This is a genomic window from Billgrantia campisalis (genome assembly GCF_022341425.1).
In the GTDB taxonomy this organism is placed as follows: Bacteria; Pseudomonadota; Gammaproteobacteria; order Pseudomonadales; family Halomonadaceae; genus Halomonas; species Halomonas campisalis.
Window position 1 is genome coordinate 105,486 of the sequence record NZ_JABFUC010000010.1, and the last position, 20,868, is coordinate 126,353.

Below are 20,868 nucleotides of genomic sequence, written 5' to 3' on the forward strand. Positions count from 1 at the left end.
CAACAAATGCTAAGTCAGGGTTTTGTATCGGCCGCGGCGATCGCGGCAAGCGTGCTGTTCATCCTCTCGCTGGGGGGGCTGAGCAATCAGGAGAAGGCCAAGCGGGCAGTGTGGTACGGCATCGTCGGCATGGCCGTGGCGGTGCTGTTCACCGCCTTCGGTCCGGGCATCGGCAACTACTGGCTGATGATCCCCATGATCGTGATCGGCTCGGTGATCGGCTGGAAGGTGGCGAAGCAGGTGGCCATGACCGAAATGCCCCAGCTGGTGGCGGCGCTGCACTCCTTCGTCGGCCTGGCCGCGGTGTTCGTGGCCTGGAACGCCGACCTGGAGCGGCGCCGGGTGCTGGCCGTCCAGGCCGTGGAGGGGGCCACCGAGCAGTTCTCGGCCTTCGCCGCCCTGGTGGCCACCAAGGCGCCCGACGAGCTCACCTTCCTGCAGCTCGAGGTGGTGTTCGCCATCTTCATCGGGGCCGTGACCTTCACCGGCTCGGTGATCGCCTTCGGCAAGCTGGCCGGCAAGGTCGACGGCAAGGCCAAGCAGCTGCCCGGCGGGCATATGCTCAATGCCGGGGCGGCGGTGCTATCGCTGCTGCTGGCCATCCTCTACCTCAACGGCGCCGGCTTCTGGACGCTGCTGGTGCTGGCGGCGCTCGCCTTCTTCATCGGCTACCATCTGATCATGGGCATCGGCGGGGCCGACATGCCGGTGGTGGTATCGATGCTCAACAGCTACTCCGGCTGGGCGGCGGCGGCCATCGGCTTTACGCTCTCCAATGACCTGCTGATCGTCACCGGCGCGCTGGTGGGCTCTTCGGGGGCGATTCTCTCCTACATCATGTGCAAGGCGATGAACCGCAACTTCATCAGCGTGATTCTCGGCGGCTTCGGTGGCGCCCAGGCAGGCGCTGCCGCGGAGATCGAGGGCGAGCAGGTGGCCATCGATGCCGCCGGCGTGGCGGCGACGCTGAACAACGCCGACAGCGTGGTCATCGTGCCGGGCTACGGCATGGCGGTGGCCCAGGCCCAGAACGCGGTGAGCGAGCTGGTGCGCAAGCTGCGCTCGGCGGGCAAGGAGGTGCGCTTCGCCATCCACCCGGTCGCCGGGCGCCTGCCGGGGCACATGAACGTGCTGCTGGCCGAGGCGCGGGTGCCCTACGACATCGTCATGGAGATGGACGAGATCAACGACGATTTCCCCAAGACCGACGTGGCGATCGTCATCGGCTCCAACGACATCGTGAACCCCGCGGCCCAGGACGACCCCAACAGCCCCATCGCCGGCATGCCGGTGCTGGAGGTATGGAAGTCCCGGGTGGTCTTCGTCTGCAAGCGCGGCCAGGGCACGGGCTATTCGGGCATCGAGAACCCGCTGTTCTACAAGGAGAACACGCGCATGCTCTACGGCGATGCCCGGGAGAGCATCGATTCGCTGCTGTCGCTGATCGATTGACCGCTGCCCCGGGCCGGTCTTGCCGGCCCGGGGTAGCTTGAGTCAGACAACGCCCCCTCGTCGGGGCGTTTTTTCGTTACAATTCTTCCACACCCTTCCACTTTTTCGGGGCGACCATGTCTGAAGAATCCATGCGGGTGGCGGTGCTCGGCGGCGGCAGCTTTGGTACCGCGCTGGCCAGCATCGCCGCCGATAACGGCGCCGACGTCCGCCAGTGGCTGCGCGACCCCGAGCTGGTCGCTCAGATCAACCGCGAGCACGTAAACGGCCGCTACCTGCCCGACTATTCCATCAATCCGGCGGTGAAGGCCTCCAGCGAGATGGGCGAGGTGATCGAGGGCGCCGAGCTGGTGCTGGTGGCGATTCCCTCCCAGGCCTTTCGCGAGGTGGTGCGCCAGGCGCGCCCCTACCTGAACCCCGAGCAGATCCTGGTGAGCACCACCAAGGGCATCCAGGAGGAGGGCTTCAAGCTGATGAGCCGGATCCTCGAGGAGGAGACCGGCTTCACCCATATCGGCGTGATCTCCGGGCCCAACCTGGCCACCGAGATCGCCCAGAAGCAGCTCACCGCCACGGTGGTGGCCAGCGACGATGCCCTGACCCGCACCCGGGTGCAGCAGGCGCTGGGCTGCGACTATTTCCGCGTCTATGCCAGCAACGACCGCTACGGGGTGGAGCTGGGCGGAGCGCTGAAGAATATCTACGCCATTGCCGCCGGCATGGCCGCGGCCCTGGGCATGGGCGAGAACACCCGCAGCATGCTGATGACCCGGGCGCTGGCCGAGATGGGGCGCTTCGCCGTGGACCAGGGCGCCAACCCCATGACCTTCCTGGGGCTGGCCGGCGTCGGCGACCTGATCGTCACCTGCTCGTCGAGCCTGTCGCGCAACTACCGGGTCGGCTACGCCCTGGGGCAGGGCAAGACCCTGGACGAGGCGGTGGCGGCCCTGGGCCAGGTGGCCGAGGGGGTCAATACCGTGCGCCTGGTGCGCGAAAAGGCGCGCGAGGACGACGTCTACATGCCGCTGGCCGAGGGGCTCTATCAGGTGCTGTTCCAGGGCGTGCCGGCCCGCGAGATGGCGCGCATGCTGATGCGCGGCGAGCAGAGCAGCGACGTGGAGTTCCTGCTCTCCCGGGAGGACGTGCAGCAGGCCCACCGCCGGGTCGAGGCCCATGACGAACGGGAGGCGGGCCATGAGTAAGCGCCTGCTGATCATGCGCCACGGCGAGGCCGGCCCCGGCCTCCCCGATGCCCGGCGCGAACTGACCGCCGGCGGCCAGGCCGAGGCCGCGCGCATGGCCGACTGGCTGCAGTACCAGGCGCTGGACGGGGCGCGGATTCTCGCCAGCCCCTATCGCCGTGCCCACCAGACCGCCGAGCACCTGGCCGCGGCCCTGGCAGGCCAGGTCGAGACGCTGCCGATCCTCACCCCTGATGACGACCCGGCAGCGGTGCTCGACTGGCTGCTCGAGAACGACACAGAGCGGCCGCTGCTGCTGGTCAGTCACATGCCGCTGGTGGGCGCCCTGACCGGCCTGCTGGTGGAGGGGCGCAGCGACCGCGGGCTGGGGTTCCCCACCGCCGCCGTGGCCGAGCTCGAGGCCGAGGTGTGGGCCGCCGGTTGTGCCCGGCTGGTGCGCTTTACCACGCCGGCGGATGTGGCCCTCTAGATCATCCCGCCGACCCGGAGTCCGAACACCCCGAGGGTGATCGTCAGGCTGGCCATCAGCGTGGTCAGGGCGATGATGCTGGCGGCCAGGGCGGCGTTGCCGCCCATGGCCTTGACCATCACGAAGCTGGCCGCCGCGGTGGGGCTGGCGAAGAACAGGAACAGCACCCCGAGCTCGCGCCCCTCGAAGCCCACCAGCCAGGCGGCGCTGGTGGCCAGTATCGGTATGGTGACCATCTTCATCAGGCTGGCGCCGCTGGCCAGGCGTCCCGACTCCAGGATCGCGCCCAGCGACAGGGTCGCGCCGATGCAGATCAGCGCCAGCGGCAGGGTCAGCGAGGCGAAGTAATCCCCCGAGGTCATCAGCCAGCCGGGCAGGCGAAGCTCCAGGGCCGCCACCGGAATGGCCGCCACCACCGCGAGGATCAGCGGGTTGCGGGCGATGTGCGAGAGGATGCTGTGCCAGTCGGCGCGCCGCGTCTCCTGGTAGCTGGCCAGGGCGATCACCGAGAAGGCATTGTAGGTGAGGATGACCACGCCCAGCAGCAGTCCGCCCATCGACAGGCCATAGTCGCCGTACATGCCGGCGGCGAGCGCCAGGCCGACGATGCCGCAGTTGCCGCGAAAGGCGCCCTGCACATAGACCCCGCGCTCCGGGTAGGGGACGCGCAGCAGCGACCAGCCCCAGGCGAACAGAAAGCTGCCCAGGGTGGCCAGGGCGAAGAAGCCCAGCAGCCGCGGGTTCAGGGTGGCGTTGAGGTCGGCGCGGATGATGCTGAGAAAGATCAGCGTGGGCATGGTGGCCTTGAACACCAGCTGAGACGCCGTGGCGATGAAGGCCTGGTCGATCCAGCCCAGCCGCTTGAGTCCCAGCCCGATGAACACCATGGCGAACACCGGCAGGGTGACCTCCAGGGTGCCGAGGAGGATCTCGAGCAGGCTCATCCGCGGGCCAGCCACAGGCCGACGATCACGGCGACGGTGGCGGTGATCCAGAACAGACGGTTGCGCAGGCGGGTATCGCGGGGCCGGGGGCTGGAATCGGGCACGGGAGCTCCTGGGTGAGAGTGGCGAAATAAGAACAAGCGTTTGCTTTTCGCTTGCGTTGGCGGCAGGGGAATGGTAATCCCGTTAGTCTGCTATCGCTACCAGGATCGCCCGATGTCCCACGATGCCACCCCCCACCCGCGGCTGATCTTCGCCCATGCCAACGGCTTTCCCGGCATGAGCTATCGCAGCCTGCTGGCGCCCCTCGCCGAGCGCTTCGACGTTCATCCGGTCGACCGGCTGGGGCACCATCCCGACTATCCCGTGGGCCGCAACTGGCTGGCGCTGCGCGAGGAGCTGCTCGACCATCTGCCCGACAGCGGGGAGCCGGTGGTGGGCGTCGGCCACTCCATGGGTGGCGTGCTGATGGCCATGGCCGCCGAGCGCGCCCCGCAGCGCTTCCGCTGCGTGGTGATGCTCGACCCCCCGCTGATGCTGGGCCTGGACGCCTGGAGCATGAAGGTGGCCAAGCGCTTCGGCTTCGTCGACCGGGTGACCCCGGCGGGCAAGACCCTGGGGCGCCGCGCGGTCTGGCCCGACCGCCATACCATGGGCCACTACCTGCGCCGCCGCGGCCTGTTTCGCCGCTTCACCGAGCAGGCCCTGCACGACTATATCGAGGGCGGCACCCGGCTGCGTGACGACGGCCAGGCGGAGCTGCTCTTCGACCCGGCCGTCGAGGTCGAGATCTTTCGCCATCTTCCCGACCACCTCAGCCGGCTGCCCCGGCGGCTGCGGGTGCCCTTCGGGCTGCTGGCGGGCAGCGAGTCGGAGCTGATCACCCCGGCGCGGCGGCGCCGCCTGCTCCGCCACGGCATTTGCCTGGCCCAGGTGCCGGGCACCCATATGTTTCCCATGGAGCATCCCGAACAGACGCGCGAGGCGCTGCTGGCGATGCTCGACAGACTGATGGAGGCGTCGTCATGAGCGCTCCTTGCTCCCTGACCCTGGCCGATGGGCGCCTGGCGGCCCTGGCCTGGGGCGATAGTGGTGCCCCCACCTGGCTGGCGCTGCACGGCTGGCTCGACAACGCGGCGAGCTTCACCCGTCTGGCGCCGCTGCTGGTCGAGCGGCTGGGCATTCGTGTGGTGGCCATCGACTTCAGCGGCCACGGCCAGTCGCACCATCGCGAGGGCGACTACGCCCTCTGGGACTACTGCCACGACCTGCTCGACGCCGCCGATGAGCTGGGCCAGCAGCGGCTGACCCTGCTGGGCCACTCCATGGGGGCGGGCGTGGCCTGCCTGACCGCCGCGGCGCTGCCGGAGCGGGTCGAGCGGCTGATGCTGATCGACGGCCTGGGTGCGGTGACCACCGCCGCCGCCGACGCGCCCGCCCAGCTGCGCAAGGGGCTGCGCGCTTCGCGCCGCCCACGCTCGCCGGCGCCGCGCTATCCTGATAGTGAGACTGCGGTGGCGGCGCGGGTCGCCGGCGGGGTGACCCCGATCGATGCGGAGACGGCCGCCCCGCTGGTGCAGCGCAACCTGCGCCATGAGGCCGGCGGCCATGTGCGGCTGCGCACCGATGGCCGGCTGCTGTGGCCCTCGCCGCTGCGCCTCTCCCCCGAGCAGGCCCTGGCGCTGCTCGGGGCGATTCGCTGCCCCGTGCTGCTGGTGGAAGGCGAAGGCGGCATTCTCGGTGAGCGGGAGCGGGCGGTCGCCGCGCGGCGGGCACTCGGCTCGCTGACCCGCCGGGTGCTGCCGGGCGGGCATCACCTGCACCTGGAGCCGGCGGCGGTGGCCGGGGTGGCGGAGGCCATCGTCGCCTGGCTGGCGCCGCCGGCGGGCGAGGCGATGTGATGTAGGAGAGCGCATATGAGCAGAACGGAGCCGGGCAAGCGTGTTGCCTTGGTGCTGGGCAGCGGCGGGGCGCGGGGCTATGCCCACATCGGCGTGATCGATGTCCTCGAGGCGCGGGGCTACGAGGTCGTGGCGATCTCCGGCTGCTCCATGGGCGCGCTGGTCGGCGGGGTCTATGCGGCGGGGCAGCTCGATGGCTACCGCGACTGGGTCTGCCAGCTGGACTACTTCGACGTGCTGCGGCTGGTGGATGTCACCTGGAGCCCCATGGGCGCCATGCGCGCCAGCAAGGTGATGAGCAAGCTGGAGAGCCTGATCGGCAGCACCCAGATCGAGGACCTGGCGATTCCCGTCACCACCGTGTCCACCGACCTGGTGCGCCAGCGGGAGGTGTGGTTCCAGAGCGGCTCACTGCTGCGCGCCATCCGCGCCTCTATCGCCGTCCCCGGGGTGATCACCCCGGTGCATATCGGGGATCAGGTGCTGGTCGATGGCGGCCTGCTCAACCCGCTGCCGATCATCCCCACGGTCTCGGCCCAGGCCGACTTCGTGCTGGCGGTCAACGTCACCGCTCACAGCCCCCGGCCGGTGTCGCTGGACGACCTGTTGGCGTCCGCGGAGCCGACCCTGGAGGTGCCGGAGGAGGAGGCCGTCGACAGCCAGCAGTTCAGCGGCTGGATCGAGGACGTGCGCGGGGTGACGCGCCGGCTGCTGGATGGCCTGAGCAGCAGTGGCGGCGATGACGACGCCGATGAGGTTGGGGGCCGGCGGGCCTGGGGGCGGCTGGATATGATGCTGGCCTCCTTCGATATCACCCAGGCGGCGCTGGCCAAGTACAAGGTGGCCGGCTACCCGCCGGACGTGCTGATCGAGGTGCCCAAGACCGTCTGCGGGGCGTACGAATTCCACCGCGCCGAGTCGCTGATCCGCCTGGGGCAGTACCTGGCCATGGAGGCGCTGGATCGCCACGAGGGGCGGGTTCATCACGGCTGGGGCGGCAACGAGGCGCTGGTGGTGGAGCCGCCCCAGATGCCCGACGACGTCGAGACGGGCAAGCCGTGACGGGGTCAGGCGTGGGCGCCGCGGCGGCGCAGCAGCACATAGACGGCGCCGGTGCCGCCGTCGGCCTCCCGCGCCGAACAGAAGGCCAGTACCCCGGGCCACTCCCGGAGCCAGGCGTTGACGTGGCTCTTGATCACCGGGTAGTCGGCGCTCGTCCCCCAGGCCTTGCCGTGCACCACCAGCACGCAGCGCTGGCCCCCGGCGGCGGCCTCGCGCAGGAAGCTCTCCAGCTCCCGGCGCGCCACGTCCAGGGTATAGCCGTGCAGGTCGAGCCCCGCCTCCCAGGCAATCCGGCCGCGCTTGAGCTGGCTGCGGATGCGGTAGGGCAGGTCGGGCACGGCGAAGTCGAGCGGCTGCGAGGGGCGCACCGGCTCGACCCGGCCGTCGCTGGTGCGGCTCGTCGCCTCGCCGCTGTCGGCGGCCACCGCGGCGGCGCGGCGCTCGGCCGCCGCGGCATCCTGGCGGCGCGAGCGGCCGGGGTCGGCACGGTTGTGGGCGATCCGACGCACGCCGGCCTCGCGCAGCGCCTGGCGGAAGGCGCTGAAGTCGTCATCGTCCGGCGGCGGGCGGCGTCGGCTCATCAGGGGGCTCGGCAATCGATCGGGGCGCCCAGTATAGCGGCCTGAGCGCGGCTGTGAACCGCCCGCCGGCGCGGGTACAATCGATGACCCTATTCGCAACCGACCCCGCAGGATCTTCCGTGGCCGAATCTTCCGCTGTTTCCCGTTCGACGTTGACCCTGGACGACGAGTCGCTCTGCGCGGGGTTGATCACCCTGCGCGACTGCCTGCGCTGGGCGGCCAGTGAATTCCACCTGGCCGGGCTGTTCCACGGCCACGGCACCGACTCCCCCTGGGACGAGGCGGTGGCGCTGACCCTGGGCGCCCTGCACCTGCCCTGGAACGTCGACCCGGCGGTGCTCGATGCGCGCCTGCTGCCCATGGAGCGCGCGCGGATCGTGGCCCTGGTGCGCGAGCGCATCGCCACCCGCCGGCCGCTGCCCTACCTGCTGGGCGAGGCCTTCTTCGCCGGCGTTCCGTTCAGCGTCGACGAGCGGGTGCTGATACCGCGCTCGCCTATCGCCGAGCTGATCGAGGACGGCTTCGCCGCTTGGTTCCCCGAGGAGCCGCCGGCGCGGGTGCTCGACCTCTGTACCGGCTCGGGCTGCATCGGCATCGCCACCGCGCTGCAGCTGCCCACCTGTGAGGTGGACCTCAGCGACATCAGCGACGATGCCCTGGCGGTGGCCCGCCAGAACATCGTCCGCCACGACGTCGGCGAGCGGGTGCGGGCGGTGGCCTCCGACCTCTTCGACGGCCTCGCCGGCCGCCGCTATGAGCTGATCGTCTGCAACCCGCCCTACGTGGATGCCCGCGATCTCGCCACCATGCCCGCCGAATTCCGCCACGAGCCGGCCCTGGCCCTGGGGGCCGGGGCCGACGGCCTGGATGTCGTGCGGCGCCTGCTGCGTGAAGCCCGCGAGCATCTCAGCGACGACGGCGTGCTGATCGTCGAGGTGGGCAATTCCGACCGCCACCTAGAGGCCGCCTTTCCTGAGGTGCCCTTCCTGTGGCTCGACTTCGAGCGCGGCGGCCAGGGCGTCTTCGCCCTCACCGCCGCGGAACTCGACGCCCATGCGGCGTCCTTCGTCTGATTCTTTGACCCGACCATCGCGAGGAGCGCCCATGTCCGGCAACACCTTCGGCAAGCTGTTCACCGTTACCACCTTCGGCGAGAGCCACGGCCCGGCGCTGGGCGCCATCGTCGACGGCTGCCCGCCGGGGCTGCCGCTGTCCGAGGCGGACCTGCAGCGCGACCTGGATCGTCGCCGGCCGGGCACCTCGCGCCACACCACCCAGCGCCGCGAACCCGACCGGGTGAAGATCCTCTCCGGGGTCTTCGAGGGGGTGACCACGGGCACCTCCATCGGCCTTTTGATCGAGAACACCGACCAGCGCTCCAAGGACTATTCGAACATCAAGGACCAGTTCCGCCCGGCCCACGCCGACTACAGCTACCATCACAAGTACGGGATTCGCGACTACCGCGGCGGCGGTCGCTCCAGCGCCCGGGAGACCGCCATGCGGGTGGCTGCCGGGGCCATTGCCAAGCAGTATCTGGCGACACAGGGCATCAGCGTGCGCGGCTACATGAGTCAGCTCGGCCCCATCGAGATCGAGTTCAAGAGCTGGGAGGCGGTCGAGACCAACCCCTTCTTCTGCCCCGACCCGGACAAGGTCGCCGACCTCGAGGCCTACATGGACCAGCTGCGCCGCGACCAGGACTCGGTGGGGGCGAGGATCAGCGTGGTGGCCGAGGGGCTGCCGCCGGGGCTCGGTGAGCCGGTGTTCGACCGCCTCGACGCCGAACTGGCCCATGGCCTGATGAGCATCAACGCCGTCAAGGGCGTAGAGATCGGCGCCGGCTTCGCGTCGGTGGCCCAGCGGGGCAGCGAGCATCGCGACGAGATGACCCCGGAAGGCTTTCTCTCCAACCACGCCGGCGGCGTGCTGGGCGGGATCTCGTCGGGGCAGCCGTTGATCGCCCATCTGGCGCTCAAGCCCACCTCCAGCATCACCACGCCCGGGCGCTCCATCGACGTGCACGGCGAGCCGGTCGAGGTGGTCACCAAGGGGCGCCACGACCCCTGCGTGGGCATTCGCGCCACGCCCATCGCCGAGGCCATGATGGCGCTGACGCTGATGGATCATCTGCTGCGCCACCGCGCCCAGAACCTTGAGGTCAGCGTCGCGACGCCGGTACTGCGTTGAACGAGACGGCGGGGTTGAGAGCCGGCAGAGACTGCTACACTGAGGGTGACATCTGCATAGAGGATTGCCATGAAGATCAATGTCGAGTTCGATCTGACGCCGGATGAGTTCCGTCGCGCCTTGGGCCTGCCCGACGTCGAGGCCTTTCAGCAGGAGCTGCTCAACCGCATCCAGAAGCAGATGGAGTCGGGCGTCGAAGGCTATGATCCGATGAGTCTGATGCAGCCCTTCCTGCAGCAGCAGGGAATGCCCCAGGGCCTGACCCAGGGGCTGTCGCAGGGGCTGGCCAGCTTCGGCACCTATCAGCAGATGATGCTCGACATGCTGCGCAATGCCGCCACCAGCGCCCGCTCGGGCGACGAGACGACCGGGCAGAGTGACACCGAGGCCTCCAGCGGGGAGGCCGGGGAAGACGCCAAGCCCAAGGGCAAGTCCCGCCAGGGGATGGCCAGTGCGCGGTCACGATCGCAGCGCAGCGAGTGAGCGTTCCCGCCGCACGTCGGCGGATGCTGACAGGCAGTTGCAACCCGGCGTCTGGCAGACTACTCTTTGTGCGGTGCAGCATGGCAGGAGTGGCGATGCTGCGTCGTTTGCGTTTACCGTTCTATAGGAGGCTTCACCATGCCGGACAAGATGACGGAACAGTTCAACGAGCAGACACGCCAGTTCTTCGAACCCATGCGCAAGCTCAACTCGCTGATGCTGGGCAACATGGAAAAGATGACCGAGTATCAGCTCGAGGCCATGAAACGCTACAGCCAGATGGGCACCGAGCGCATGCGCAGCGCCACCGAGGTGACCGACCCCGAGGGGCTGCGCGATTTCGGCACCCAGCAGGCCGAAATGATGAACGAGCTCTCCCAGCAGATGATGGAAGATGCCAAGGTCCTCTCCGAGATGAGCATGGAGTTCAAGGCCGAGCTGGAGAAGCTGTTCAGCGAAACCGGGCAGCAGATGGCCAGCCAGGCCAAGCAGGCCGGTGAGAGCGCCAAGGCAGCCGGCGAGCAGAGTGCCAAGAAGGCAGATGCGCCGGCCAAGGCCAGCAGTCAGGCCTCACGCAAGAGCTGAGGGTTAGACTGAGCGTGATGGGCGGGCGATCCACGGTGACGTCGTAATGGAGCGGCGTGCGCGGGATCGCTCGCTTTTTCGGGCCTGGCAATCGGGCCCGGGTATATCGGTTGTCGGTCGTTGTCTGGAACGTCGGCGAGCACAGCCGTTTGGCGATGGTGTTTCGCCGTCGTCGTAGAAGATCAGGAGGGGTCAATGCAGCCAGGTTTGGAAGGTCCGTCTCAAGCCGAGCTTGAAGAGTGGAATGCGCAGTTGCAGGAAATTGGTCAGCAGTACCAGGCCTTGATGCAGGACCTGCTGGAACGGATGGCTCCGGATGAAGCCGCCGACACCATCCAGACCGACATTCGGGAGGCCTTTCGGGCCGGGGCGGAATCGCTGATGCGCGACCCGCAGCTGCTGTGGAAGACTCAGGCCCAGCTGCTTCAGGACCAGTGGCAGCTCTGGCAGAACGGCCTGCAGTCGCTGACCGGCCAGCAGACGGCGCCCCTGGTGACGCCGGAGCGCGGCGACCGCCGCTTCAAGGATGAGGCCTGGACCCAGGACCCCTACTATCAGGCGATCATGCAGCAGTACCTGCTGTTTTCGCGCATGGTCGAGGAGCTGGTCGAGGAGCTGGACGGCCTGCCGGAGCAGCAGAAAGACAATCTGGCCTTCTACGCCCGCCAGGTGGTCAACGCCATGGCGCCGACCAACTTCGTCGCGACCAACCCCGAGGTGATGCGCCTGACCCTGGAGACTCGCGGGCAGAACTTGGTCGACGGTATGGCCAAGCTGCGCGAGGACCTGGCCAACTCCGCCGGCGGGCTCAGCGTCACCATGACCGACCGCAGCGCCTTCGAGGTGGGGGAAAACATCGCCGTCACCCCGGGCCATGTGGTCTACGAGAACGAACTGATCCAGCTGATCCAGTACACGCCCACCACCGAGACGGTGTTCAAGACGCCGCTGCTGGTTGTGCCGCCGTGGATCAACAAGTACTACATCCTCGACCTGCGCCAGGACAACTCCCTGGTCAAGTGGCTGGTGGATCAGGGCCACACCGTCTTTTTGATCTCCTGGCGCAACCCGGGCCCCGATCAGCGCGACCTGACCTGGGCCGACTATATGCAGATGGGGCCGATCGACGCCATGAGCGCCATCGAGCAGGCCACCGGCGAGAAGTCGGTCAACCTGCTCAGCTACTGCATCGGCGGCACCCTGGCGGCCTCCACCGTGGCCTACCTGACCAGCACCCGCCGCGGCCGCAAGGTCAAGTCGGCGACCTACATGACCACCCTGGTGGACTTCCGGGACCCCGGCGAGCTCGGCGTGTTCCTCCACGAGCCGGTGCTGCAGGGCATCGAGGCCAAGCTCGAAGAGCAGGGCTACCTGGACGGTCGCTCCATGGCCTTTACCTTCAACCTGCTGCGCGAGAACGATCTTTTCTGGTCGTTCTATATCAGCAACTACCTCAAGGGCGACCAGCCGGCCCCCTTCGACCTGCTCTACTGGAACACCGACGGCACCAACCTGCCGGCGGGCACCCATGGCTGGTACCTGCGCCACATGTACCTGGAAAACCGCCTGGTGCAGCCGGGCGGCATCGAGCTCGACGGGGTCAAGATCGACCTGCGCAAGGTCTCCACGCCGAGCTACTTCATCTCCACCCGCGATGACCATATCGCCAAGTGGAACAGCACCTACTACGGGGCCCTGCTGCCCAAGGGGCCGGTGACCTTCGTGCTCGGCGGCTCCGGTCATATCGCCGGTGTGGTCAATCCGCCCCACAAGAACAAGTACGGCTACTGGACCAACCCCGAGCTGCCGGACGACCACGAGCAGTGGCTGGCCGGCGCCGAGAAGCACGAAGGGTCCTGGTGGCCGCACTGGCAGCAGTGGATGGTCGAGGGCGGCTACGCCGACCCGGAGAAAATGGTGCCGGCGCGCCAGCCCGGCGACGGCGAGCTGCCGCTGCTCGAGGAGGCGCCGGGGCGCTATGTCAAGATGACTATACCCGAGGTGCTGGGTGAAACGCAGGAATAAGGCACGAGGAGAAAGGAGCAAGGGGCGGCCTGGCCGCCCCTTGTGCTACCTGAAGGAATGCTTAGCCTTTCCTCGCACCTCGCACCTCGCACCTCGCACCTCGCACCTCGCACCTCGCACCTCGCACCTCGCACCTCGCACCTCGCACCTCGCACCTCGCACCTCGCACCTCGCACCTCGCACCTCGCACCTCAGCTCTTTAGGCGCAGCCCCGGCAGCACCAGCAGCGCGGCCAGCAGCCACACCGGCCAGCTGCCGGTGCGGGTGAAGGGCGTCAGCCCCTGCATGGGGGTGGCGTCGCCGGTCAGGGCGACGGTCTCGAACTGGGGGGCGCGGGCGGTGACCCGGCCCTGGGGGTCGATGATCGCGGTGACGCCGTTGCTGGTGGCGCGCACCACGTAGCGGCCGTTCTCCAGGGCGCGCAGCCTGGCCATCTGCAGGTGCTGCAGCGGGCCGATGGACTCACCGAACCAGGTGTCGTTGGAGACCGTCAGCAGCAGCTCGGCGTCGCGGGCCCGCTCGGCCACCAGGTCGGCATAGATGATCTCGTAGCAGATGGCGTTGCCGATCACCGTGCCGGCGGCGCGCAGCGGGCGCTGTCCGGCGGGGCCGGGCGTCATGGCCGGCATCGGCAGGTCGAAGAAGGCGATGGTGCCGCGCAGCAGGCTCTCCAGGGGCAGGAACTCCCCGAAGGGCACCAGGTGCTCCTTGCGGTACTCGCCCTCGGCGTTGCCCAGGCCAATCACGCTGTTGTAGTAGAGCCCGTCGCCCTCGCGCTGCAGGATGCCGGTGAGCAGGGCGGTGCCCGGGGCCAGGTTGGACTGGGCGCGCTCGAGGATCGGTGCCGCTTCCTGTTCGAACATCGGCAGCGCCGCCTCCGGCCAGACGATCAGGTCGACGTCGTCGTCCTGCTCCCGGGTCAGCGCCAGGTAGGTGTTGGCGGCGATGCGCTGCCCCTCGGGGGTCCACTTGATCAGCTGATCGAGGTTGCCCTGCAACAGCGCCACCCTCAGCGGCTCCCCGGCGGGTGTCGTCCACTGGGTCGGCAGCGCCAGGGGGATCAGCCACAGCGCCGCCACCGGCGCGGCGGCCCACCAGCGGCGGCGCAGGAACTCCACCGCCAGGGTGCCCGAGAGCACGGTGATCAGCGACAGGGCGTAGACGCCGCCGATGGGGGCCCAGGGGGCCAGCGGCGAATCGACGTGCGAGCTGCCCAGCAGCAGCCAGGGGAAGCCGGTGAACAGCCAGGTGCGCAGCCATTCGCCGAGCACCCAGGCGCCGGCGAAGCTGAGAAACGCCAGGCGCGGGCCGCACAGACGCCGGTAGAGCCACAGGGTGGCGGCGAAGTAGAGCGCCATGCTGGCCACGAACAGTCCGGTGAGAAAGGCCGCCAGGGGCACGCCGGTGTAGCCGTAGTCGTGGATCGAAACATAGACCCAGGAGGCGCCCGAGCCGAACAGCCCCACCCCGTAGCACCAGCCGCGCAGCGCGGCCTGGCCGGGCGACAGTGCCTGGATTCCCAGATAGACCAGGCCGGCGGCCACCGGGCCCAGCCACCAGAGCTCGAAGGGGGAGGCGGTCAGGGTGGTCAGCACCCCGGCGGCCAGGGCCGCCAGGCAGCCCAGGCGGGGGGAGAAGCGCAGTTCGGTCATGGGTCGTCCCTGGTCTGGCGGTCGTTCACTCGTCCTGGCTCTGCTCGTCGCAGGGGCTCGCCTCCAGCAGGCGAATGCGGCGGTTGTCGGCGTTGAGCACGGTAAAGCGCCAGCTGCCCAGCTCGGCGTATTCACCACGCCCGGGCAGGTGGCCGAAACGCTGCATCACCAGGCCGCCGACGGTGTCGAACTCGTCGTCGGGGAAGCGGGTGCCGAAGCGCTCGTTGAAGTCTTCGATGGGGGTCAGGGCGCGAATGGCATAGCGGCCCTCGCCCAGTTCGCTGATATCGTCGTCCTCGTCGGTGTCGTGCTCGTCTTCGATGTCGCCGACGATCTGTTCGAGGATATCCTCAATGGTGACGATGCCTGCGGTGCCGCCGTACTCGTCGACCACCACCGCCATGTGGTTGTGGGTATCGCGAAACTCCTTGAGCAGGCTGTTGAGGCGCTTGGACTCGGGCACGAACATCGCCGGGCGCAGCACGTCCTCGAGCCGGAACCGCTCGCGCTCCTCGCTGCTGCAGGGCAGCAGCTTGAGCAGGTCCTTGACCAGCAGCAGCCCCTTGACCTCGTCGAGGTTCTCGCCGATCACCGGGTAGCGGGAGTGGCCAGTCTCGAAGATCAGCGACAGGTACTCCTCGGCGGGCTGGTCGGCGGCGATGGCGGCCACCTGGGAGCGGGGGATCAGCACTTCGCGCACCTGCTGGTCGCTGATCTGCAGGGCGCCTTCGATGATCATCATGGCGTCCTCTTCCAGCTTGAGCCGGGAACCGGCCTGGCGCAGGAACTCCAGCAGCTCCGCCCGGGAGCTGGGTTCGTCGTTGTCCCCCGAGAGGGCGCCGAGCAGCTTGTCCAGCCAGGACTTCCCGGCCTGGCCGTTCGTTCGGTCTTCGCTCATGGGTCGCGTCTCATCTGTCCTCGGTATCGGAGTGTCGCTCGCCGCCCTCGGAATCGGGCGCTGCGTAGGGGTCCGCGATGCCGAAATCGGCCAGGATCTCGCGCTCGAGCTGCTCCATGGACTCGGCCTCGTCGTCCTCCAGGTGATCATGGCCCAGCAGGTGCAGGGTGCCATGAACCACCAGATGAGCGTAGTGATCTTCCAGGCGCTTGTCCTGTGCCTGCGCTTCATCCACCACCACCCGGTGGCAGATCACCAGGTCGCCGAGCAGCGGCAGCGTCAGCCCGGGGGGACACTCGAAGGGGAAGGAGAGCACGTTGGTCGGCTTGTCCTTGCCGCGGTAGGTGCGGTTCAGGGTGCGACTCTCTTCGGCGTCGACGAACCGCACCGTGACCTCCCGGCGCGGATCGTCCGGCTGGCGGGCCAGCGCCGCGGCGACCCAGGCCGCCAGCGCCGCCTGGCTCGGCAGTCCGGTATCGGTGATGGCTACCTGGCGGTCGATGACCGGCCCTGGGGTCATGTCGACGGGCCGTCCTGCCGGTCGCGGTCGCGCTTTTGGCGCTCCTCGCGTCGCGCCTCGCGCTGCTGATCGAGGGCCTCCTGACGGGCCCGCTCGGCGGCCTCCTGGTCGGCCTCGAAGTGGTCGTAGGCCTCGATAATGCGCTGCACCAGCGGATGACGCACCACGTCCTTGGCGGCGAAGTGGGTGACGCCGATCCCCGGCGTCTCCTTGAGCACCTCGAGGACCTGGATCAGCCCCGAACTCTGCCCACGGGGCAGGTCGACCTGGGTGATGTCGCCGGTGATCACCGCGGTGGAGCCGAAGCCAATGCGGGTCAGGAACATCTTCATCTGCTCGCGGGTGGTGTTCTGGCTCTCGTCGAGGATGATGAAGGCGTTGTTCAGGGTGCGTCCGCGCATGTAGGCCAGCGGGGCGATCTCGATCACCTGACGCTCGATCAGCTTGCCGACCTGCTCGAAGCCGAGCATCTCGTAGAGGGCGTCGTAGAGCGGGCGCAGGTAGGGGTCGATCTTCTGGGCCAGGTCGCCGGGCAGAAAGCCCAGCTTCTCGCCGGCCTCCACGGCGGGGCGTACCAGCAGGATGCGGCGTACCTCCTGCTGATTGAGCGCCTCCACCGCGGCGGCCACCGCCAGGTAGGTCTTGCCGGTGCCGGCCGGGCCGATGCCGAAGTTGATATCGTGGGCGCGGATGCTCGAGACGTAATTCTGCTGGTTCTGGCCGCGGGGCTTGATCAGCACCTTGGGCGTGCGCAGCAGCACCTCGTCGTCGCCGATGCCCTCCTCCTCGTCGACGGCCTCGCGGCCCGACTCCTGCAGGAAGAGGTGGACGGTGTCCGGCGACAGGTCGCTGGCTTCGGCCTCGCGGTAGAGGTGTTCGAGCACGTTGGCGGCGGCCTTGACCCGCGGGCCGGGGCCGGCCAGCTGGAAGACGTTGCCGCGGTTGCGCAGGGTGACCCCGAGCCGCGACTCCACCAGCTTGAGGTGCTCGTCACGTTGGCCGCAGAGATTGGCCAGGCGCTGGGGGTCATTGGGTTCGAGGCTCAGAGTAATGATGCGGTTGGCCTGAGAGGCGGGCTGGCTCAAGACAGGAGAATCCGTGCGTTGCGTATGGTGAGTGTCAGCTTAATGCCCCGGCCCGAGCCGGGGCAATGCCGAATGACTCAATATCGAGCGGGAGAGGCCAGTTCGCCGCGTAGCGAGTTGGGCAGCGCCTCGGTGATGGTCACGTCGACGAAGTAGCCGATCAGCTCCACCGGGTTGGGGGCGCGGAAGTTGACCACCCGATTGTTCTCGGTACGCCCGGAGAGTTGCCCCGGGTCCCTGGGCGAGAAGCCGCTGACCAGGATGCGCTGGGTGGAGCCCACCATGCGCCGGCTGATCTGCATCGCCTGCTGGTTGATGCGCTCCTGCAGGATCGCCAGGCGCTGCTTCTTGACGCTCTCCGGGGTGTCATCGTCGAGCGCGGCCGCCGGGGTGCCCGGGCGCGCTGAATAGACGAAGCTGAAGGAGTGGTCGAAGCCGATGCGCCCGATCAGGTTCATCGTCGCCTCGAAGTCCTCTTCCGTCTCGCCGGGGAAGCCGATGATGAAGTCCGACGAGAAGCTGATATCCGGGCGCAGCGCACGGATGCGCTCCAGCTTCTCGACGTACTCCTCGGCGGTATGGCCGCGCTTCATGGCGGTGAGGATGCGGTCGGAGCCGGCCTGCACCGGCAGGTGCAGGTGGCTGACCAGCTCGGGGATCTCGGCGTAGGCTTCGATCAGGCTGTCGGAGAACTCCACCGGGTGCGAGGTGGTGAAGCGCACCCGGTCGATGCCCTCCACCGCCGCCACGCAGGCGATCAGCTCGGCCAGGTCGATCTCGTCGCCGAGCTGATTCTCGCCGCGGTAGGCGTTGACGTTCTGGCCCAGCAGGTTGATCTCGCGCACGCCCTGGTCGGCCAGGTGGATCACCTCGTCCATCACCGCCTCGAAGGGGCGCGAGACCTCCTCGCCGCGGGTGTAGGGCACCACGCAGAAGGTGCAGTACTTGGAGCAGCCCTCCATCACCGAGACGAAGGCGGTGGCGCCGTCGGAGCTTGGCTGGGGCAGGTGGTCGAACTTCTCGATCTCCGGGAAGGTGACGTCCACCACCGAGATCTGGTCGTTGCGGCGGGCGTCGAGCATGGACGGCACCCGGTGCAGCGTCTGGGGGCCGAACACCATGTCGACATGGGGCGCGCGCTTGCGCAGCGCCTCGCCCTCCTGGCTGGCCACGCAGCCGCCCACGCCGATCACCAGATCGGGGTTGCTCGCCTTGAGCTTCTTCCAGCGGCCGAGCTGGTGGAAGACCTTTTCCTGGGCCTTCTCGCGGATCGAGCAGGTATTGAGCAGGATGACGTCGGCCTCGCCTTCGTCGTCGGTCAGCTCCAGCTGATGGGATTCGCCGAGCAGGTCCGCCATGCGCGCGGAGTCGTACTCGTTCATCTGGCAGCCGTGAGTCTTGATGAAGAGTTTCTTCGCCATAAGAATAGGTCTGGGTCGGTTGCCCGACGCAGGCGTCACCGGTGAGTGAAGTATCGTGGGAATGCAGCCGCAGGGCCGTTCTCGAAAGGTCGCGCCATTATACGGAAGGGGCCGCGGTGGGGCCAGCGCAGGGGCGTTGTCGCCCGTCGTCTGTGATACCCTTGGCGGTCTGCAAAGGGCGTCGAGAAGGTCGGGGGCTGGTCAATGAATGACCAGCCCCCGCCGCAGCCGCCCCCGTCGCGACCTCGGGCGCCTTTCCAGCGGTTGTCCCGATACTTGTCCACAGAAGCTGTGGAAAACGATCAGCGTGACAGATGACAGTCTCATCGGTCGTTGCCGGAACGGGAGGTTCTGCGACGGCATACGGGTCGCGGCAGCAATGACGCCGCATGTGAGCCTTCGATAGTCAGGACTACGGCATGACGATGTATAGATTCAAGACCCTTCTGGTAGGCGTGACCCTGGGGCTTGCGGCGCTGCCGCTTCAGGCCCAGACCGACGACGCGACCCACTGGGTCTCCGACGAGTTGACCACCTGGGTACGCAGCGGCCCCACCGATGGCTACCGTATCGTCGGCACCCTGACTGCCGGCGAGCCGGTCAGGGTGCTGGAGACCAGCGGCGACTACAGCCGGGTGCAAAACAGCGAGGGCAATACCGTCTGGGTGCAGAGTAACGAGCTCCAGGACGCCCCCAGCGCGCGGATGCTGTTGCCCCAGCTGGAGGCCCAGGTGGCGGAGCTCGAGGCGGAGCTCGGCAGCATCAACGAGACCTGGGAAAATCGCGTGGCGACCATGACCGAGACCCTCGAGGTGCGCGAGCAGCGCATCAATGAGCTCGAGGCGCGCAACCGGGAGCTCGACGCCGAGGCCGAGCAGTCACGCCAGGTTGTCCGCCAGCTGCAGGCGCGCCTGGATACCCAGGAGGAAGACCTGCTGATGCGCTACTTCATGTATGGCGGCGGGGTGGCTGGCGCGGGCCTGCTGGTGGGTCTGATCGTCCCCCATCTGCCGCGCAAGCGGCGCAGGAACGACCGCTGGTTCTAGGCCCCAGGGAGGCGAGGCGATATGGCACAGGAGTGGCGGGACCGCTGGCGCGAGGGGCGCATCGGCTTTCATCGCGACGAGGCGCACCCGGCGCTGATCCGCCACTGGCCCCTGTTGGGGGCCAGGCCCGGTACCAAGGTGCTGGTGCCACTGTGCGGCAAGAGCCTGGACATGCGCTGGCTGGCGCGCCATGACCATCCGGTGCTGGGCATCGAGCTGGCGCCGGAGGCCATCGAGCAGTTCGTCGCCGAGGGGCTCGGCGAGATCTCGCGCTACCGCCAGGAGCCGTTCGATGTCTGCCGGCAGGGCAGCATCGAGCTGTGGTGCGGCGACTTCTTCCACTTTCATATCGAACAGGCCGCTGAGATCGACGCCTTCTACGACCGGGCCGCGCTGATCGCGCTGCCGCCAGCGACTCGCCAGCGCTACGCCTTCCACCTGGCCCAGCTGATCCCGCCCGGCGCCCGGGGGCTTTTGATCAGCCTGGAGCGGCCCCCGGGCGAGGCCGGGGGCCCGCCCTACAGCGTAGATGCCCAGGAGGTGCGCGAGCTCTTCGAGCCCAACTTCCAGGTCACCCACCTGGAAGACGGCGCACCCGAGCCCGGCAGCGGCTTTCGCGAGAGCGTTTGGGCCATGGTGCGCCGTGGCCCTAAGGTGTAGCAGTGCTGGCGGCCTATTCCGCCAGCAACTGCCCCAGCTCCGGGTCCCGGAAGGCTCGGTCGAGCCCGTCGGAGAGTAGGTCGTTGAGCATGCGGGTGTTGGCGTTGCGGTCGGGGCGCACCGCATAGCTCTGGGTGCGCCGCGAGGTGTAGGTGCCGGTGTAGGTGCTGCCCCGGTTGACCGCCTTGGCCTCGAAGACCGCCTCCAGGCGCGCCTCGTCGATGACCGGGCGGCTCTGGCCGCGCTCATAGCCCAGGTGCACCAGGGTCAGGGTCAGGCTGGGCCGCCCCTCGGCGGGGTCGGTGGTGGGCGAGAAGCCCATGTCGCGCACCGCGCGCTCCGCCTCGGCCTGCAGCCGGGGCACCAGTTCATGGGCGCTGACGTTGATGGTGGCGGTGGACATGGCGCTGCCGGTGCGGGTGCCGATTACCTCGCCGTCGCGTTGGTCCACGGCCATGACGGTGATCGCCTGGCCGCCGCCGCTGCGCGGCACCTCGGCAGTGCGCTGGGGGTCGAGCTGCAGGTAGTGGGGGCTGGCGCAGCCGGCCAGCCAGACGCTGGCCAGCAGCAGGCCGGCGACCTGCCGCCAGCGGCGCACGCGGTGAGCTTGAATCATCCTGACTCTCATCGTCCAGACTCTCCCGGGGTCATGGCAGGGGGGAAGCCGAGTATAGCCGTGTGCGGAGGGCCGC

At 68.5% G+C, this 20,868-nt stretch carries 21 protein-coding genes; 13 read left to right on the top strand and 8 right to left on the bottom strand.

The window, feature by feature from the left end; all coding sequences use genetic code 11:
- The first annotated feature begins 6 nt into the window (after positions 1–6).
- From HOP52_RS13220 to sixA, 3 genes are all read left to right on the top strand, one after another.
- The gene (locus tag HOP52_RS13220; RefSeq protein ID WP_238977863.1) at positions 7–1,452 is read left to right on the top strand and encodes an NAD(P)(+) transhydrogenase (Re/Si-specific) subunit beta; all 1,446 of its coding nucleotides are present in this window, start codon (positions 7–9) and stop codon (positions 1,450–1,452) included.
- 116 nt (positions 1,453–1,568) lie between these two features.
- Positions 1,569–2,654, top strand: coding sequence for an NAD(P)H-dependent glycerol-3-phosphate dehydrogenase (locus tag HOP52_RS13225; RefSeq protein WP_238977864.1), 1,086 nt, complete (start codon positions 1,569–1,571; stop codon positions 2,652–2,654).
- A complete protein-coding gene (sixA, locus tag HOP52_RS13230) occupies positions 2,647–3,123 on the top strand; it encodes a phosphohistidine phosphatase SixA (protein ID WP_238977865.1) in 477 nt (158 codons plus the stop codon). Before HOP52_RS13225 ends, sixA begins: the two co-directional genes overlap by 8 nt.
- Here the strand turns inward: sixA and HOP52_RS13235 are convergent.
- Positions 3,120–4,067, bottom strand: a complete 948-nt coding sequence (locus tag HOP52_RS13235) for an AEC family transporter (protein WP_238977866.1) — start codon at positions 4,065–4,067, stop codon at positions 3,120–3,122. The genes sixA and HOP52_RS13235 overlap by 4 nt on opposite strands.
- Before the next feature lie 216 nt (positions 4,068–4,283).
- Between HOP52_RS13235 and HOP52_RS13240 the strand changes: the two genes are divergently transcribed.
- From HOP52_RS13240 to HOP52_RS13250, 3 genes are read left to right on the top strand one after another with little or no spacing between them, the layout of a single operon-like run.
- Positions 4,284–5,096: an alpha/beta fold hydrolase gene (locus HOP52_RS13240; protein ID WP_238977867.1), complete on the top strand. Its 813-nt coding sequence runs from the start codon at positions 4,284–4,286 to the stop codon at positions 5,094–5,096.
- On the top strand, positions 5,093–5,968 hold the full coding sequence (locus HOP52_RS13245) for an alpha/beta fold hydrolase (RefSeq protein WP_238977868.1): 876 nt from the start codon (positions 5,093–5,095) through the stop codon (positions 5,966–5,968). Before HOP52_RS13240 ends, HOP52_RS13245 begins: the two co-directional genes overlap by 4 nt.
- 15 nt (positions 5,969–5,983) lie before the next feature.
- A complete protein-coding gene (locus HOP52_RS13250) occupies positions 5,984–7,030 on the top strand; it encodes a patatin-like phospholipase family protein (RefSeq protein WP_238977869.1) in 1,047 nt (348 codons plus the stop codon).
- Positions 7,031–7,035: 5 nt separating this feature from the next.
- Here HOP52_RS13250 and HOP52_RS13255 read toward each other — a convergent pair whose 3' ends face one another.
- Positions 7,036–7,611 carry a Smr/MutS family protein gene (locus HOP52_RS13255; protein WP_238977870.1) on the bottom strand — a complete coding sequence of 192 codons (576 nt, stop codon included), beginning with the start codon at positions 7,609–7,611 and terminating at the stop codon, positions 7,036–7,038.
- A gap of 83 nt (positions 7,612–7,694) precedes the next feature.
- On the opposite strand from HOP52_RS13255, the gene prmB reads away from it, so the two are divergent.
- From prmB to phaC, 5 genes are all read left to right on the top strand, one after another.
- Positions 7,695–8,684 carry a 50S ribosomal protein L3 N(5)-glutamine methyltransferase gene (gene prmB, locus HOP52_RS13260; RefSeq protein WP_238977871.1) on the top strand — a complete coding sequence of 330 codons (990 nt, stop codon included), beginning with the start codon at positions 7,695–7,697 and terminating at the stop codon, positions 8,682–8,684.
- Positions 8,685–8,715: 31 nt separating this feature from the next.
- A complete protein-coding gene (aroC, locus tag HOP52_RS13265) occupies positions 8,716–9,801 on the top strand; it encodes a chorismate synthase (RefSeq protein WP_238977872.1) in 1,086 nt (361 codons plus the stop codon).
- Between the two features lie 69 nt (positions 9,802–9,870).
- Entirely contained in the window at positions 9,871–10,284 is a 414-nt protein-coding gene (locus tag HOP52_RS13270) for a DUF6489 family protein (RefSeq protein WP_238977873.1), read from the top strand.
- A gap of 138 nt (positions 10,285–10,422) precedes the next feature.
- A complete protein-coding gene (locus HOP52_RS13275; RefSeq protein WP_238977874.1) occupies positions 10,423–10,869 on the top strand; it encodes a phasin family protein in 447 nt (148 codons plus the stop codon).
- A gap of 195 nt (positions 10,870–11,064) precedes the next feature.
- Positions 11,065–12,894, top strand: a complete 1,830-nt coding sequence (gene phaC / locus HOP52_RS13280) for a class I poly(R)-hydroxyalkanoic acid synthase (RefSeq protein ID WP_238977875.1) — start codon at positions 11,065–11,067, stop codon at positions 12,892–12,894.
- Positions 12,895–13,085: 191 nt separating this feature from the next.
- Here phaC and lnt read toward each other — a convergent pair whose 3' ends face one another.
- The 5 genes from lnt to miaB form a co-directional block, all read right to left on the bottom strand.
- Positions 13,086–14,546, bottom strand: a complete 1,461-nt coding sequence (gene lnt, locus HOP52_RS13285) for an apolipoprotein N-acyltransferase (protein ID WP_238977876.1) — start codon at positions 14,544–14,546, stop codon at positions 13,086–13,088.
- 25 nt (positions 14,547–14,571) lie between these two features.
- Entirely contained in the window at positions 14,572–15,444 is an 873-nt protein-coding gene (locus HOP52_RS13290) for an HlyC/CorC family transporter (RefSeq protein WP_238977877.1), read from the bottom strand.
- A 10-nt stretch (positions 15,445–15,454) separates the two neighbouring features.
- Positions 15,455–15,964 (bottom strand): rRNA maturation RNase YbeY, encoded by a 510-nt coding sequence (gene ybeY / locus HOP52_RS13295; protein WP_238977878.1) that lies wholly within the window; start codon positions 15,962–15,964, stop codon positions 15,455–15,457.
- The gene (locus HOP52_RS13300; RefSeq protein ID WP_238977879.1) at positions 15,961–17,049 is read right to left on the bottom strand and encodes a PhoH family protein; all 1,089 of its coding nucleotides are present in this window, start codon (positions 17,047–17,049) and stop codon (positions 15,961–15,963) included. Before HOP52_RS13300 ends, ybeY begins: the two co-directional genes overlap by 4 nt.
- Before the next feature lie 77 nt (positions 17,050–17,126).
- Positions 17,127–18,470 (bottom strand): tRNA (N6-isopentenyl adenosine(37)-C2)-methylthiotransferase MiaB, encoded by a 1,344-nt coding sequence (gene miaB / locus HOP52_RS13305; RefSeq protein WP_238977880.1) that lies wholly within the window; start codon positions 18,468–18,470, stop codon positions 17,127–17,129.
- A gap of 419 nt (positions 18,471–18,889) precedes the next feature.
- Here miaB and HOP52_RS13310 point away from each other — a divergent pair, with 419 nt between their 5' ends.
- Positions 18,890–19,516 carry a TIGR04211 family SH3 domain-containing protein gene (locus tag HOP52_RS13310; protein WP_238977881.1) on the top strand — a complete coding sequence of 209 codons (627 nt, stop codon included), beginning with the start codon at positions 18,890–18,892 and terminating at the stop codon, positions 19,514–19,516.
- A 21-nt stretch (positions 19,517–19,537) separates the two neighbouring features.
- A complete protein-coding gene (tmpT, locus tag HOP52_RS13315; protein WP_238977882.1) occupies positions 19,538–20,176 on the top strand; it encodes a thiopurine S-methyltransferase in 639 nt (212 codons plus the stop codon).
- Positions 20,177–20,189: 13 nt separating this feature from the next.
- On the opposite strand, the gene HOP52_RS13320 is transcribed toward tmpT, so the two are convergent.
- Positions 20,190–20,792 (bottom strand): YajG family lipoprotein, encoded by a 603-nt coding sequence (locus tag HOP52_RS13320; protein WP_238977883.1) that lies wholly within the window; start codon positions 20,790–20,792, stop codon positions 20,190–20,192.
- Between the last annotated feature and the right edge of the window lie 76 nt (positions 20,793–20,868).

Excerpts from the sequence above, each read along its gene's own strand:
- sixA (WP_238977865.1), top strand. The coding sequence starts at position 2,647 with ATGAGTAAGCGCCTGCTGATCATGCGCCACGGCGAGGCCGGCCCCGGC.
- HOP52_RS13245 (WP_238977868.1), top strand. The coding sequence starts at position 5,093 with ATGAGCGCTCCTTGCTCCCTGACCCTGGCCGATGGGCGCCTGGCGGCC.
- prmB (WP_238977871.1), top strand. The coding sequence starts at position 7,695 with ATGACCCTATTCGCAACCGACCCCGCAGGATCTTCCGTGGCCGAATCT.
- HOP52_RS13235 (WP_238977866.1), bottom strand. The coding sequence starts at position 4,067 with ATGAGCCTGCTCGAGATCCTCCTCGGCACCCTGGAGGTCACCCTGCCG.
- HOP52_RS13225 (WP_238977864.1), top strand. The coding sequence starts at position 1,569 with ATGTCTGAAGAATCCATGCGGGTGGCGGTGCTCGGCGGCGGCAGCTTT.
- lnt (WP_238977876.1), bottom strand. The coding sequence starts at position 14,546 with ATGACCGAACTGCGCTTCTCCCCCCGCCTGGGCTGCCTGGCGGCCCTG.
- ybeY (WP_238977878.1), bottom strand. The coding sequence starts at position 15,964 with ATGACCCCAGGGCCGGTCATCGACCGCCAGGTAGCCATCACCGATACC.
- HOP52_RS13275 (WP_238977874.1), top strand. The coding sequence starts at position 10,423 with ATGCCGGACAAGATGACGGAACAGTTCAACGAGCAGACACGCCAGTTC.
- HOP52_RS13270 (WP_238977873.1), top strand. The coding sequence starts at position 9,871 with ATGAAGATCAATGTCGAGTTCGATCTGACGCCGGATGAGTTCCGTCGC.
- phaC (WP_238977875.1), top strand. The coding sequence starts at position 11,065 with ATGCAGCCAGGTTTGGAAGGTCCGTCTCAAGCCGAGCTTGAAGAGTGG.
- miaB (WP_238977880.1), bottom strand. The coding sequence starts at position 18,470 with ATGGCGAAGAAACTCTTCATCAAGACTCACGGCTGCCAGATGAACGAG.
- HOP52_RS13255 (WP_238977870.1), bottom strand. The coding sequence starts at position 7,611 with ATGAGCCGACGCCGCCCGCCGCCGGACGATGACGACTTCAGCGCCTTC.
- HOP52_RS13320 (WP_238977883.1), bottom strand. The coding sequence starts at position 20,792 with ATGATTCAAGCTCACCGCGTGCGCCGCTGGCGGCAGGTCGCCGGCCTG.
- HOP52_RS13240 (WP_238977867.1), top strand. The coding sequence starts at position 4,284 with ATGTCCCACGATGCCACCCCCCACCCGCGGCTGATCTTCGCCCATGCC.
- aroC (WP_238977872.1), top strand. The coding sequence starts at position 8,716 with ATGTCCGGCAACACCTTCGGCAAGCTGTTCACCGTTACCACCTTCGGC.
- HOP52_RS13290 (WP_238977877.1), bottom strand. The coding sequence starts at position 15,444 with ATGAGCGAAGACCGAACGAACGGCCAGGCCGGGAAGTCCTGGCTGGAC.
- HOP52_RS13250 (WP_238977869.1), top strand. The coding sequence starts at position 5,984 with ATGAGCAGAACGGAGCCGGGCAAGCGTGTTGCCTTGGTGCTGGGCAGC.
- HOP52_RS13310 (WP_238977881.1), top strand. The coding sequence starts at position 18,890 with ATGACGATGTATAGATTCAAGACCCTTCTGGTAGGCGTGACCCTGGGG.
- tmpT (WP_238977882.1), top strand. The coding sequence starts at position 19,538 with ATGGCACAGGAGTGGCGGGACCGCTGGCGCGAGGGGCGCATCGGCTTT.
- HOP52_RS13220 (WP_238977863.1), top strand. The coding sequence starts at position 7 with ATGCTAAGTCAGGGTTTTGTATCGGCCGCGGCGATCGCGGCAAGCGTG.